The organism is Rhizobacter sp., from assembly GCF_046595475.1.
Taxonomy (GTDB): domain Bacteria; phylum Pseudomonadota; class Gammaproteobacteria; order Burkholderiales; family Burkholderiaceae_C; genus Rhizobacter.
On record NZ_JBKJOQ010000027.1, the window covers coordinates 1 to 13,278 of the forward strand.

Annotated in this window: 8 protein-coding genes; 4 read left to right on the plus strand and 4 right to left on the minus strand. The window is 66.2% G+C overall.

The window, feature by feature from the left end:
- Nucleotides 1–249 precede the first annotated feature (249 nt).
- Together AC30QB_RS05065 and guaD are read right to left on the minus strand one after the other, a co-directional pair.
- Nucleotides 250–1,293, minus strand: coding sequence for an ABC transporter substrate-binding protein (locus tag AC30QB_RS05065; RefSeq protein ID WP_489545101.1), 1,044 nt, complete (start codon nucleotides 1,291–1,293; stop codon nucleotides 250–252).
- 53 nt (nucleotides 1,294–1,346) lie between these two features.
- Nucleotides 1,347–2,645: a guanine deaminase gene (gene guaD, locus AC30QB_RS05070; protein WP_489545102.1), complete on the minus strand. Its 1,299-nt coding sequence runs from the start codon at nucleotides 2,643–2,645 to the stop codon at nucleotides 1,347–1,349.
- Nucleotides 2,646–2,736: 91 nt separating this feature from the next.
- Here guaD and xdhA point away from each other — a divergent pair, with 91 nt between their 5' ends.
- The 3 genes from xdhA to xdhC are packed head-to-tail and all read left to right on the plus strand — an operon-like array spanning nucleotide 2,737 to nucleotide 7,488.
- Entirely contained in the window at nucleotides 2,737–4,272 is a 1,536-nt protein-coding gene (xdhA, locus tag AC30QB_RS05075) for a xanthine dehydrogenase small subunit (RefSeq protein ID WP_489545103.1), read from the plus strand.
- Nucleotides 4,269–6,680 carry a xanthine dehydrogenase molybdopterin binding subunit gene (xdhB, locus tag AC30QB_RS05080; RefSeq protein ID WP_489545104.1) on the plus strand — a complete coding sequence of 804 codons (2,412 nt, stop codon included), beginning with the start codon at nucleotides 4,269–4,271 and terminating at the stop codon, nucleotides 6,678–6,680. Before xdhA ends, xdhB begins: the two co-directional genes overlap by 4 nt.
- A gap of 4 nt (nucleotides 6,681–6,684) precedes the next feature.
- Nucleotides 6,685–7,488, plus strand: coding sequence for a xanthine dehydrogenase accessory protein XdhC (gene xdhC / locus AC30QB_RS05085; RefSeq protein ID WP_489545105.1), 804 nt, complete (start codon nucleotides 6,685–6,687; stop codon nucleotides 7,486–7,488).
- Between the two features lie 195 nt (nucleotides 7,489–7,683).
- Here the strand turns inward: xdhC and AC30QB_RS05090 are convergent, their stop codons facing one another.
- Nucleotides 7,684–9,849 carry a M14 family zinc carboxypeptidase gene (locus AC30QB_RS05090; RefSeq protein WP_489545106.1) on the minus strand — a complete coding sequence of 722 codons (2,166 nt, stop codon included), beginning with the start codon at nucleotides 9,847–9,849 and terminating at the stop codon, nucleotides 7,684–7,686.
- A 259-nt stretch (nucleotides 9,850–10,108) separates the two neighbouring features.
- Between AC30QB_RS05090 and AC30QB_RS05095 the strand changes: the two genes are divergently transcribed.
- On the plus strand, nucleotides 10,109–10,423 hold the full coding sequence (locus AC30QB_RS05095; protein ID WP_489545107.1) for a hypothetical protein: 315 nt from the start codon (nucleotides 10,109–10,111) through the stop codon (nucleotides 10,421–10,423).
- A gap of 3 nt (nucleotides 10,424–10,426) precedes the next feature.
- On the opposite strand, the gene ppc is transcribed toward AC30QB_RS05095, so the two are convergent.
- Nucleotides 10,427–13,225, minus strand: coding sequence for a phosphoenolpyruvate carboxylase (gene ppc, locus AC30QB_RS05100; protein WP_489545108.1), 2,799 nt, complete (start codon nucleotides 13,223–13,225; stop codon nucleotides 10,427–10,429).
- Between the last annotated feature and the right edge of the window lie 53 nt (nucleotides 13,226–13,278).

Sequence of the window (13,278 nt, forward strand, 5' to 3'; positions counted from 1 at the left end):
CGCTTCTTTGCTTCCTTTCTTGTCGACACAAGTTCGCGAAGCGGGGATCTGCTCACTTTGCAAAGCAAAGTTATGCAGATACCAAAGTAGGTCGCCTGCCGGGGCGACATCCCGGCGCGGCCTCACGCAGTGAGCAAGACCCAGGCAAAACCGAGCGGGCCTTCGATACCTCAGGCCGAGCGGGTGGGGGTCAGGCTAAGCGGTCGGTGGTGGCTGAGCGGTTGGTGGCCTCACCACCACCCGCGGACGCTACCTTTTCGCGGCCTTGAAGATGTCCCGCTCAACCGCCGAAGGCAAGAACCCCCCATTCCACACCGCCGTGGCACTCACCCGCTCTTTGGTCGCAAACGCATCCGACACCTGCGACGCCATCAACGCCAGCCGCGCGCTCTTTGTTTCGCCAAACCCTTCGGCCTTGGCATCGGCTGTCAACACCGTTGCATCCAGCGCCAGCTTCAAGCGGCGCACTTCGAGTACCTCGTTGATGATGCCGTCGCGCGCCTTCACCGTGGCAATGGCGGCCACCGGGTCGGCAATCACGTCTTTCATGCCTTTGCTGAACGCGCGCAAGAACGCCTTCACCGCTTCGGGGTTCTTCTTCAAGAACTCTTCGCCCACGATGATGGCGTTGCCATACAGCTTTACGCCGTAGCTGGGGTAGGGGAGGATCACCACGTCTTCGGCTTTCACGCCGCGCGCTTCGAGGTTGAGCAGCGAGGTGAAAGAGAAGCCGGTGATGGCGTCGATGTCTCCGCGCACCAGCATGGTTTCGCGCAGTGGTGGGTCCATTGCCGTCCAGGTCACGCCCACGATGTTGTTGGCCTTGGCAAAGATGGGCCAGGCCTTGCGGCCGGCATCGAACACCGGCGCGCCCAGCTTCTTGCCGTTGAGATCGGCGGGTGTCTTGATGCCGCTTTTCTTCAACGCGAGCACCGCAGCCGGCGTGTTGTTGTAGACCATCATCACCGCCACCGGCTTGTTGGGTGCCGTCGGGTTGTTGGCATGGAACTCCATCAACGCGGCCAGGTCGGCGAAGCCCATGTCGTAGGTGCCAGAGGCCACGCGTGTGACCGTGCCGCCCGAGCCGTTGCCGGCATCAACGGTGACCTTGAGCTTTTCGGCCTTGTAGTAGCCCTTGGCTTCGGGCACGAGGAAGAGCGCGGCCGGTCCCTCGAAGCGCCAGTCGAGCTGGAACTTGACCGGCGTTTCCTGGGCCTGCGCCAAGGGCGCGGCGAGCGCGGTAAAAACAGCGCCGGCAAAGGCTGCTGAGGTGAGGCGTTTGCTGAGGATCATGGGAGCGTCTTTTCAGGGAAAACGAGGGTGCAAAGGGAGTGCAAGAACCATGCTCAGGGCTGCACCCGGCGCCCTGCTACATAGGTGGCGGCCAGGTTGCGTTCGTCGCCCAGCGTCATCCACGCGAAGACCCTTTCATGCAGGTCTCGCGCGACGGCCAGGCGGCGCCCGGCCACAGGGCCCACCGCCCAGTCCCACACGCACAGGTCAGCCATGCAGCCTGCCTCTAGCGAACCAAGCTCGTCTTCCAACCCCAGCGCGACAGCGGCCCCCAGCGTGATGGCATGCAGACCCTTCCAGGCGGTGAGGCGCTCGCCTGCCATGGCCTGCACTTTGTAGGCGTCGGCCAGGCTCTTCAGCTGGCACAGGCTGGTGCCGCCGCCCACGTCGGTGGCCACGCTCACGGCTGCGCCCGCGGCTTCGGCGGCGCGCCAGTCGAACAGGCCGCTGCCGAGGAAAAGGTTGGATGACGGGCTGTGCGCGATCTGCGCGCCGCTGTCGCGCAGCGCGGCGCGGTCGGCGTCGTCGAGCCAGATGCCGTGGGCCAGCACGCTGCGCTTGTTGAGCAGCCCGGCGCGGGCGTAAACGTCGAGGTAACTGCGCGCTTCGGGGAAGAGCTCGCGCACCCAGGCCACTTCGGCGCGGTTCTCGGCCACGTGGGTCTGCATGTAGACGCCGGCATGCGTTTGCACGAGTGCGCCCGCCATGGCCAGCTGCTCGGCTGTGCTGGTGGGCGCAAAGCGCACGGTCACGGCATAGGCCAGGCGGTCGGTGCCGTGCCAGCGCTGGATCAGCTCGGTGCAGTCGCGCTCGGCTTGGGTCACGTCGTCGCGCAGGCCTTCGGGGGCGTTGCGATCCATCAGCACCTTGCCGGTGATGAGCCGCATGCCGCGCGCCTTGGCCGCAGCGAAGAGGGCGTCGGCGCTGACCTTGTGAACGGTTGCAAAGACCACGGCGCTGGTGGTGCCGTGGGCCAGAAGGGCGTCAAGAAAGCGCGCCGCACCGGCCACGGCTTCGCCCACATCGGCATAGCGCAGCTCGGCGGGGAAGGTGTGGGTGTTGAGCCAGTCGAGCAGCTCGGTGCCATAACTCGCGATCACGTCAAGCTGCGGGCTGTGCACGTGGGTGTCGATGAAGCCGGGCAGGATGAGCTTGCCGCTGTGGTCGTGCTGCGCCCAGCGGGCGTCGGGGGTTTGCGTGCCGGGCTGGGCACCGACGATGCGCCCGCTGTCGATCAGCAGCCAGTGGTCGGGTCGGTAGCGCACCAAGGGCGACTCGGTGGCGCCCCATTCGGGCGCGCCGGTGAAGTCGAGCAGGTCGCCACGCAGGGCCAGGCGTTGGGGTTGGGTCATGGGGTCAGACGTGCAAGGCGCGTACCTGCGGCACGCTGCGTGCTAAGTCAATCCTGTGACAAACCCCGGGCTGTGACATAAGCTTTCTCGCATGAATCCGCAACCGATACGCTTTTACCACCGCGGCGCCGTCGTCGAGGTGAATGGCGCGCACCCCACGCGCTCGGTGCTCGACTGGCTGCGCGAAGACGCCCGTTGCACCGGCACGAAAGAAGGCTGCAACGAGGGCGACTGTGGCGCCTGCACCGTGGTGATTGGCGAGCTCGCACCCGAAGGCGACGCTGCCGCGGTGCGAGGGCTGAGCCTTAAGACGGTCAACGCCTGCATTCAGTTCCTTCCCACGCTCGAGGGCAAGGCCCTGTTCACCGTTGAAGACTTGAAGACCGATGACCGACTGCACCCTGTGCAGCTGGCCATGGTCGAGTGCCATGGCTCGCAGTGCGGCTTTTGCACGCCGGGCTTCGTGATGTCGCTCTGGTCGGCGTATGAGCATCAGATGGCCGGTGGCACGAGGCCCAGCCGGCAAGCGTTGGCCGATGAGCTTTCGGGCAACCTGTGCCGCTGCACCGGCTACCGGCCCATTCTTGACGCCGCAGAGCGCATGTTCGAGCTGCCGCCTGCGCCGCTGGACACGGCGCGGGTGGTGGCCGCACTGCAAGGCCTACAGCGTGAGGGCGGGTTTCAGTACGCGGCTTTCAACTGCCAAGTCGAGGGGCCGCAGCGGGTCGACCACTTTCATGCGCCGAGGTCGCTCGATGCGTTGGCGGCACTGCGCGAGCAGCACCCGCAGGCGCAGCTGCTGGCCGGCGCTACTGATGTGGGCCTGTGGGTCAACAAGCAATTCAAGCAGCTGGGCGACATCGTCTACCTGGGCGAAGTGGCCGAGTTGCGGCGCATTGAAGAGCGCGGCGGCGAATTGCTGATCGGCGCTGGCGCCACGCTCGAAGCTGCATGGCGCGCGCTGGCTCAGCGTGTGCCCACGCTCACCGACGTGTGGCTGCGCTTTGCTTCGCCCCCCATACGCAACGCCGGCACCATGGGCGGCAACATCGCCAACGGCTCGCCCATAGGCGATTCGGCGCCGGTGTTGATGGCGCTCGACGCGCTTGTCGTGTTGCGCAAGGGCGCGCGGGTTCGCCGCATGCCACTGACCGAGTTCTATGTCGACTACATGAAGAACCAGCTGCAGCCCGGCGAGTTTGTGCAGGCGATGGCGTTGCCGCTCGCGGCCATGGCGCGGCAGGTGCGGGCCTACAAGATCAGCAAGCGTTTCGACTGCGATATCTCTGCGCTGTGCGCCGGCTTCGCCATCGATCTCGATGGCAATGCTGTGCGTCAGGTGCGCCTGGCCTTCGGCGGCATGGCGGCTACGGTAAAGCGAGCTGCGGGTGCCGAGGCGGCGCTCAGCGGCAAGGCCTGGACGCAAGAAAACGTGAAGCTGGCCCAGGCCGCGCTGGCACAAGATTTCAAGCCCTTGTCTGACATGCGGGCCAGTGCGGCTTATCGCCTGCAGGTAGCGCAAAACCTGTTGCAGCGCTTCTGGCTGGAGACACGCACGCACGATGCGCTGCCGGCACAGGCCACCAGCGTGTGGAGCAGCATGCTGCACGTGGGGGCGGTGCGATGAACAAGCCGCTCGAATCTTTCTTGCAGCCGCCGCCCGAAGCGCAGGCCTTGCGCGAAGGTGCACGGGTGGGCATCAGCCGGCCCCACGAGTCGGCCCATCTGCATGTGGCTGGCGAGGCCACTTACATCGACGACCTGCCCGAGCTGGCGGGCACGCTGCACGTCGCGCTCGGCTTGTCGCCGGTGGCGCATGGCCGCTTGATTGCCATCGATGTAAACGCCGTGCGCGCGATGCCGGGAGTGGTGAGCGTGCTCACTGCGGCTGACATCCCTGGCCCCAACGACTGCGGCTCCATCATTCACGACGAGCCCATCCTGGCCGAAGGCGAGTTGCGCTACCTGGGCCAACCGGTGTTTGCGGTGGTGGCGCACACGCGAGATGCAGCTCGCCGCGCGGCGGCGCGTGCCAAGAGCGTGCTGACCGTCGAGGCCTTGCCGCCCGTGCTGACGCCGCAAGAAGCGCATGCGCAAGGCCAGTACGTGCTGCCGCCCATGCACCTGGTGCGGGGCGACGCCCAGGCCGCGCTGGCCGCTGCGCCGCACCGGCTGCAGGGCACGCTGTATGTGGGCGGGCAAGAGCAGTTCTACCTCGAAGGCCAGATCAGCTACGCCATCCCGAAAGAAAACGATGGGCTGCTGGTGCACTGCTCCACCCAGCACCCGAGCGAGATGCAGCACCTGGTGGCGCACGCGCTCAAGCTGCAGGCCCACCATGTGCAGGTGGAATGCCGGCGCATGGGCGGTGGCTTCGGCGGCAAGGAATCGCAGTCGGCCCCGTTTGCCTGCATCGCCGCCATCGCGGCACGCAAGCTCAAGCGGCCCGTGAAGCTGCGGCTAGACCGCGACGATGATTTCTTGATCACCGGCCGCCGCCACTGCTTCTGGTACGAGTACGACGTGGGCTACGACGACGCGGGCCGCGTGCTGGGCAGCGAGATCACCATGGTCTCGCGCGCCGGCCACTCGGCTGACCTGTCGGGGCCGGTGATGACGCGCGCGCTGTGCCACTTCGACAACGCCTACTGGCTGCCCGACGTGGCCATGCACGGCTACTCGGGCAAAACCAACACGCAAAGCAACACCGCCTTCCGCGGCTTCGGCGGGCCGCAGGGTGCGATCGCCATCGAGAACATTCTCGACACCATCGCGCGCACGCTGGGCAAAGACCCGCTCGATGTGCGCTGCGCCAACTACTACGGCAAGGCCGATGGAAACTCGTCGCCCAACACCGGCAACGGCGTCACGACACCGTATGGGCAGACGGTTGAAGACAACATCATTCACGAGCTCAGCGCGCAGCTTGAAGTGACGAGCGATTACCGTGCGCGCCGCGCTGGCATTGCGCAGTTCAATGCGCAGAGCCTGGTGCTCAAGCGCGGCATCGCCTTCACGCCGGTGAAGTTCGGCATCTCGTTCAACGTGGCGCATTTCAACCAGGCCGGCGCGCTGGTGCATGTGTACAGCGACGGCTCCATCCTGGTGAACCATGGTGGCACCGAGATGGGCCAGGGCCTGAACACCAAAGTGGCGCAGGTGGTGGCGCATGAGCTGGGTGTGGGGTTTGACCGTGTGCGCGTGACCGCCACCGACACGCACAAGGTCGTCAACACCTCGGCCACGGCCGCGTCAACCGGCAGCGACTTGAATGGCAAGGCAGCGCAAGACGCGGCACGGCAGATTCGCGAGCGCCTGGCGGCCTTTGCTGCGGCACAGAACGGCAGCCAGCCAGCCGATGTGCACTTCGCCAACGACCAGGTGCTGATCGGCAAAAAGGGCGGCAAGAAGGGTGGCAAGCAGCACGAGCTTTCCTTTTGCGAGCTGGTGACCCAGGCTTACCTGGCACGTGTGCAGCTGTGGTCTGACGGCTTCTACGCCACGCCCGGCCTGCACTGGAACCGCGAGACGCTGCAGGGCAAGCCCTTCTTCTACTTTGCCTACGGTGCGGCGGTGAGCGAGGTGGTGGTGGACACGCTCACCGGCGAGTGGAAGCTCTTGCGCGCCGACCTGCTGCACGACGTGGGCCGCTCGCTCAACCCCGCCGTTGACATAGGCCAAGTAGAAGGCGCTTTCATCCAAGGCATGGGCTGGCTCACGACGGAAGAGCTGGTGTGGCACCCAGAGACCGGCAGGCTCAGCACGCACGCGCCCAGCACTTACAAGATCCCGACCGCCAACGACTGCCCGCCGGTGTTCAACGTGAAGCTCTTCGAGGGCGACAACCCGGCCGACACCATTCACCGCAGCAAGGCCGTGGGCGAGCCACCGCTGCTGCTGCCGTTTTCGGTGTTCTTTGCGATCCGCGATGCCGTCTCGGCGGTGGGTGGCCACAAGGTCGACCCGCCACTCTCGGCGCCGGCCACGAGCGAGGCGATCTTGCGCGCCATCAACGCCGTGCAAGGCGGGAGCTGATCTCGTGGATTTGAAGCGTGTTGCGTGCGACTGGCAGGCGGCGGGTGTAGCGGCGGTGCTGGTCGAGGTGAGCGACGCGCAGGGCTCGGTGCCGCGTGAGCGCGGCACGCGCATGCTGGTGTCTGCACAAGGAGCGGCGGGCACCATTGGCGGCGGGCATCTGGAGTTGAAGGCCCTTGCGCACGCACGCGACATGCTGGCCCGTGGCGGCCAGGCCGTGCACTCGCAGCACTTCCCGTTGGGCCCAGCGCTGGGCCAGTGCTGCGGCGGGGCTGTCACCTTGCAGTTCGAGCCGCTCACGGCTCGGCATGTTGAGGCCTGGCCCGATGAGCCGGTGCTGTTTCATCTGCAACTCTATGGCGCGGGCCATGTGGGCCGCGCCATTGCGCGCGTGCTGGCGACACTGCCCGTGCAGGTGGTTTGGGTTGATGAGCGAGAGGACGAGTTTCCGACGACGCTTGGCGATTGCGAGTGGCCGCCGCACATACGCAAGCTGGCAGTTGATGGCGTTGAAGGCGAGGTGAGGCACGCACCGGTTGGCGCGTTCTATCTGGTGCTGACGCATCAGCATGACCTCGACATGCGCATCACCGAAGCGGTGTTGCGGCGCGGTGATTTCGGCTTTCTCGGGCTGATTGGCTCGCGCACGAAGAAGCAGAAGTTTTTGCACCGCTTTCAAGAGCGCGGCATCTCAGCCGCGCTGCTCGACCGCGTGGTGTGCCCCATCGGCTTGCCGGGTATTGCGGGCAAGGCGCCTGAGGTGATTGCAGTTGCCGTGGCGGCGCAACTGCTCAGGCACAAGCCCTAGGCAACGCTGAACAAGTCCCTCGCGAACGGCGCATCCTCGCTTTGGGCGTCCTGCGGCGTTGCAAATGCTCGCGATACCTGCGGGTATCGCTGCGCTTTACGCCTTGCAGTCCATCCCAAACCGAGGCGCGCCGCCTCGCGGGGACTTATTCAGCGTCGCCCTAGCGCACCGCAGCGGCAAACTGCCCGTCGGGTTTCACCAACTCAGGCCCAAGGTGTAGCGCCCGTTGCTCGCACCCGTGCCGCCGCTGTAGTACTTCACCCGCACGTAGCGCTGTGCCGCGGCGGTGGTGCTGTTGGTCAGCGTGACCGTGTCGACCAGGCCGCTGCCGCGCTCGCTCTTGCCCAGCTGCGTGCCCGAGGCGTTGTAGACGTACAGGTCGTAGTCGCTGCTCGAGTTGGGCGTGAGGGTGACGGTGAGCGTGCGGCCGGCGGGCAGGTTGACGACGAAGTAGTCGTTGTCGGTTGATGCGCCCATGTTGCCGTTCCAGGTGGCTGGCGTGGGCACGGCGTTGGCCGCGCTGCGGCTGTCATTCGGCTCCACTTCGTTGTTGCCGAGCGGCGGGCTGGCGACGATGTTGAGGAACTGCGCCGTCACCGGCCCCCACTGGCCCGACGCGGCCTGCGCGCGCACGAACACCAGGTGCTTGCCAAGCGTCAAACCGCTGGTGTTGAGCGTGCCGGCCAGGCCCTCGGTGGTGGCGTTGAAGTTGCCGTCGCTCGCCGTGAGCGCAATGGGTGTGGCGCCCGCCGACCAAGGCGGCACGTCGATGTAGGCCTGGGCTGCGGTGACGTTGCGCACCGTCTCCGTGCCGTTGCTCTGGTTGAAGCGGGTGTGCGTGGCCGAGCCGCTCAGCGTCACCGCTGTGCCGGCGGTCACGCCTGCGCCACTGGCATCGCTGCCGAGCGTTACCACCGTCACGTCGGCGCCTGCGGGGATCTGGTACGGCTCACGCACCACCTTGGCGGCATAGATCAGTGCCGGCAGGTTCTTCGGCTTGGTGGTGTTGTTGTAGGTGGTGCAGCTCTCGAAGAAGCTCGATCCGAGCTCGATGGTGAAAGCGGCCACGCCCAGCTCGCCGTAACTCGGGCCGTCGCTGGTGCCGTCGGTCGGGTACAGGCCGATCGACTGCTGCGGCGTGTAGCCATTGAAGTAGGCGAGGCGCCGCCCCATCGTCTGCAACGCCGTGGCGTTGGGTGAGGGCGTGGAGGTGGTGCCCCAGGGCCACAGCACGAGCTGGCTGTAGCTGTGGATGTCGAGGTGGATGCCAGAGGTGTCGGCTGGTGCTGCATCGCCTTGGTTGGGCCCGCGGCGGTCGGGGAAGATGCTGCGCACGTAGCTCTGCATCGCCTGCGTCTCGGGCTCAGAGCCGGCCGTGGGGCCGCGGTAGGTTTCGTCGCATTGGTTGCCGCTGGAGCCCTGGCCGCCGGTGCTGTTCCAGCCGAAGCTGAAGTTGCGGTTGAGGTCGGCGCCGCGGCTGTTGCTGGTGGCGCCGCAGTAGTTGGTGTTGGTGTTCTTGCGCCATGAGAGCCCTCCTTCGGCCTTCTTGCGGCCATCGGGGTTGGATTGCAGCATCAGGTGCACTTCATGGTGGTCCATGATCCAGGTGGCGTCGGGGTTGCTGCCGTAGCCGTTGACCAGCCAGCGCGCGAACTCAAGCACCAGCGGCGCGGTGGTGTATTCGCGTGCATGGATGGCGCTGCTGACGAAGAGCTTGGGCTTGCTGCCGCCGACGGCGCTGTTGGTCAGCTTGAGCACACGAATGTCATACCCGCCCAGGCCCTGGGTCTTCTGCCAGGAGTCACCCACGTCTAGCCACTGCGCGAAGTTGGGGAAGCTGGTGGCGAAGGCCTGCGCGGCAGCGAAAGTCTCTTCAACCGTTTCGTAGCAGGCATAGCCCGAGATCGATTGAATCGTCGCATCACCGCGTGCCACCGGCCGCGTGGCGTCCGTGCTGCCGGTGGTGGTGTCGCCGGTGACGGGCCCCGTGGTGCCCAGGCGGGCATCGGCGGCGGCCTGGATCTGGTTCAGGAACTCGTCGCGGCGCTGTATGAACTCGGGCGCCTGCTCGATGCGAAAGCCATAGCTGCGCAGCGTGGCGATGCCCAGCGCGTCGAGCTCCAGCACCAGAAAGCCGGCGTCGTATTGCGATTCGAGCAGGTTGGCGTGGTAGGTGATGGCCGCCTTGCGCGCCGTGGCCAAGTCGGGGAAGAAGGCCTTGTAGATGTTGGTACGCTGTTTCTCCTGCTGCCGCAGCGAGCGCATCTCGGCGGCAGGGTCATCGGCAGACAGGGCCGGCCCCGCGGGCAATGCGATCAGCAATGCGGCGGTGGCGGCAATCCAGGGGCGAACGAAGTTCATGAAAGCACTCCCTTGTGGTCGAAGTGGTCAGCCTGAAAAGCCCGGCTGCTGCGGCACCCCTCGGCGGGTGATCAACCCGCACCGAAGGTCGGGCGATTCTGTTGCGTTTGTGCCCGGCAAAGCGGGGAGCCCGCACCGGCAGCGCGTAATTTCATGGCTATTGGCAGCGGCTTGTTTTTGCAGTAGCGCGTGCAGCAGTGCCTGGGCCTGTGAAGGCACCGCCGCCGACTGGTCGCGCAGCTACCTTGCCCTGCGATCGGTGCGCGGGCATTTCGACGGTGGCCCGTGGACGGCGTCGGTCGACCGCTGGAACGGCGAGCGTCACCAGGCCATGCAATGCCTGGCCAATCACGCCTCGGCCCAGGCCGCCACGGCGGCGCAGTTGCTGCTATGGATGGGCGAGCCTGATGAGCGATTGCGCTGCCCGTCGCCCGAATGCAAGGCCTACACCGCGGCAAACGGCGGCGCCGCCGAGGTCTGGGTCTACCGCTGGCGCGGCAAGCACGACCAGCTCGGGTTCGCCATCAGCGCCCAGCGGGTGGGCGCTTCGGCCTGGCTCTACGTGGGCGAATGAAGCTCAGCCGGTGTTGCGCAAGCCCGCCGCCACGCCATTGATCGAGATGTGAATGCCGCGCTGCACGCGCTCGGTGGCAGGGTCGGCTTCGCGCTGCTCGGCGCTCTGTTTGCGATAGCGGCGCATCAGCTCCACCTGCAAATGGTTGAGCGGGTCGAGGTAGGGGAATCGGTGCTCGATCGAGCGTGCCAGCGATGGGTTGGACGCGAGGCGCTTTTTTTCGCCGGTGATGAGGCCCAGCGCATCGCTCGTCGCCTGCCACTCAGCCTGTATGGCGCCGAAGATGCGCTTGCCCAGGCGCTTGTCTTCCACCAGCTCCACGTAGCGAGCGGCAATGCCCAGGTCGCTCTTGGCGAGCACCATGTCGAGGTTGGACAGCAGGGTGCGAAAGAAGGGCCACTGCTTGTGCATGCGCTGCAGCAGAGCGAGGCGCTCCTTGCGCTCTTTCGGCGCGCCACCCAGGTAGCTGTCGATGGCCGAGCCGAAGCCGCACCAGCCCGGCAGTGCCACGCGGCACTGGCCCCAGCTGAAGCCCCACGGTATGGCGCGCAGGTCTTCAATCGCGCGGGTGGCCTTGCGCGAGGCCGGGCGCGAGCCGATGTTGAGCTCGGCAATCTCGCGTATGGGGGTGGCGGCGAAGAAGTAGTCGGTGAAGCCGGGGGTCTCGTAGACCAGCTTGCGATAGGCCGCCATGCTGGCCGTGCTGAGGGCATCGGCAGCATCGAGAAAACTCTGGGGCGCGCTCTTGGTCGGGTGCAGCAGCGTGGCCTCTAGCGTGGCCGCAACCAATGTTTCGAGGTTGCGCCGGCCGATCTCGGGGTGGGCGTACTTCGACGCGATCACCTCGCCTTGCTCAGTGAGGCGAATCTGCCCGTTTACCGTGCCGGGCGGCTGCGCCAGGATGGCCTGGAAGCTCGGGCCGCCGCCACGGCCTACCGTGCCGCCACGGCCATGGAACAGGCGCAAGGTAATGCCGTGCTGTGCACGCAGGCCATCGAACAGACCGACGAGCGCGATCTCGGCGCGGTACAGCTCCCAGTTGCTGGTGAAGAAGCCGCCGTCCTTGTTGCTGTCGCTGTAGCCCAGCATGATGTCTTGCTCACCGTACTCGCCCACACGCGAGCGCTGGATCATGGCCGCGATGCCGGGCAGGGCGTAGTAGGCCTGCATGATGGGCCCGGCGTTGCGCAGGTCGCCTATGGTCTCGAACAGCGGCGAGACGATCAGGTCGCATTGCGCATTGGCATCGAGCGTGCCGCGCATCAGCCCCACTTCTTTTTGCAGCAGCAGCACTTCGAGCAGGTCGCTCACCTCTTCGGTGTGCGAAATGATGTAGTGGCGCAGCGCCTCGCGGCCGTAGGCCTGCAGCATCTGCACGGCGGCCTCAAAGATGGCGAGCTCACTTTGCGTGTGCTCTGAGTAGCTGGCGGCGCGCACGCGCAAAGGGCGGGCATCGTTGAGCAGGCGCATCAGCAAGGCACGCCGGGCGGTCTCGTCGAGTGCGCTGTAGTTGGCCTCGATGCGGGCCACTTCGAGCAGCTCGGCCACCACGGCTTCGTGCTTGTCGGAGCTCTGGCGCAGGTCGACCGTGGCCAGATGAAAGCCAAACACCTGCACAGCCCGCATCAGCGGGCGCAATCGCGGCGCGATCAGCGCTTGCGCGTGGTGGCTCTGCAGCGACTGCTCAATCACGCCCAGGTCGCGTAGGAAGTCTTCGCTCTTGGCATAGGGCGATTGAGGTGCCACCGCATGGCGCAACGCCTCGGTGCCGGTGAGCTGCAGCAGCGTGGCGGCCAGCCGCGCATACATGCCGATCAGTGCGCGCCGATAGGGCTCGTCTTCGCGGTGCGCGCCGTGGTCGGGCGAGGCATTGGCCAGGGCCTGCATGGCGGGTGTGATGGGCGAAAGCATGGCCGAGATGGAAAGCTCGGCGCCCAGCTCATGCACCTCGGTCAGGTAGAAACGCAGCACGGTTTCGCTTTGGCGTCGCAGCGCCATCTGCAGCGTGGCAGCACTCACGTTGGGGTTGCCGTCGCGGTCACCGCCTATCCAGTTGCCCATGCGAAAGAAGGGTGCGATGGGGTGGCCTGGCAGTGCGTCTTCGAGCTCACGGTACATGCGCGGGATCTGCCGCAGAAAGGTGCTCTGGTAGTAGCTGAGCGCGTTTTCGATCTCATCCGCCACGGTGAGCTTGGTGTAGCGCAGCATGCGCGTTTGCCACAGCTGGGTCACGCGGGCGCGCAGCAGGGTTTCGTTCTCGGCCATGTCGCGCGCGGTGTGCAGGCCGTCGCGCTGGCCAATGAGCTCGGCAATGGCGCGCTCGGCATCCAGAATGCTCTTGCGCTGCACCTCGGTCGGGTGCGCGGTGAGCACCGGCGAGATGTAGGCATGCTGCAGCGTGGCGGCGATGTCGGCGGCGCGTATGTCGGCACTGGCCAGGCGCTCCAGGCTCATCGCGAGCGAGCCTTCTTGCAAGTGGCCCTGGCGCTCGTGGTGCTCGCGGCGGCGCACGTGGTGGCGGTCTTCGGCAATGTTGGCCAGGTGCGAGAAGTAGCTGAAGGCGCGGATCACGCTCACCGTCTGGTCGCCCGACAGGTTTTTCAGCAGGCGGTCGAGCGATCGGCCGGCCTGGGTGTCACGCTTCAAGCGATAGGCCACCGACAGCTGCCGCACACGCTCGATGAGCTCAAAGGCGGCCTTGCCTTCTTGCTCGCGAATCACGTCGCCGAGGATGCGCCCGAGCAGGCGGATGTCTTCAACGAGGGGTTGGTTCTTGGCATCGTCGGGCTGAGCGCGCGGCATGGGTTTCCTTGGGGCGGTAGGTGCGGGCGGGAGCGGGCCGTAATTTGGTTACG

What these genes read in the sequence shown, in the direction of transcription:
- xdhB (WP_489545104.1), top strand. Translation starts at nt 4,269, where the DNA reads ATGAACAAGCCGCTCGAATCTTTCTTGCAGCCGCCGCCCGAAGCGCAG.
- xdhA (WP_489545103.1), top strand. Translation starts at nt 2,737, where the DNA reads ATGAATCCGCAACCGATACGCTTTTACCACCGCGGCGCCGTCGTCGAG.
- ppc (WP_489545108.1), bottom strand. Translation starts at nt 13,225, where the DNA reads ATGCCGCGCGCTCAGCCCGACGATGCCAAGAACCAACCCCTCGTTGAA.
- AC30QB_RS05065 (WP_489545101.1), bottom strand. Translation starts at nt 1,293, where the DNA reads ATGATCCTCAGCAAACGCCTCACCTCAGCAGCCTTTGCCGGCGCTGTT.
- AC30QB_RS05090 (WP_489545106.1), bottom strand. Translation starts at nt 9,849, where the DNA reads ATGAACTTCGTTCGCCCCTGGATTGCCGCCACCGCCGCATTGCTGATC.
- guaD (WP_489545102.1), bottom strand. Translation starts at nt 2,645, where the DNA reads ATGACCCAACCCCAACGCCTGGCCCTGCGTGGCGACCTGCTCGACTTC.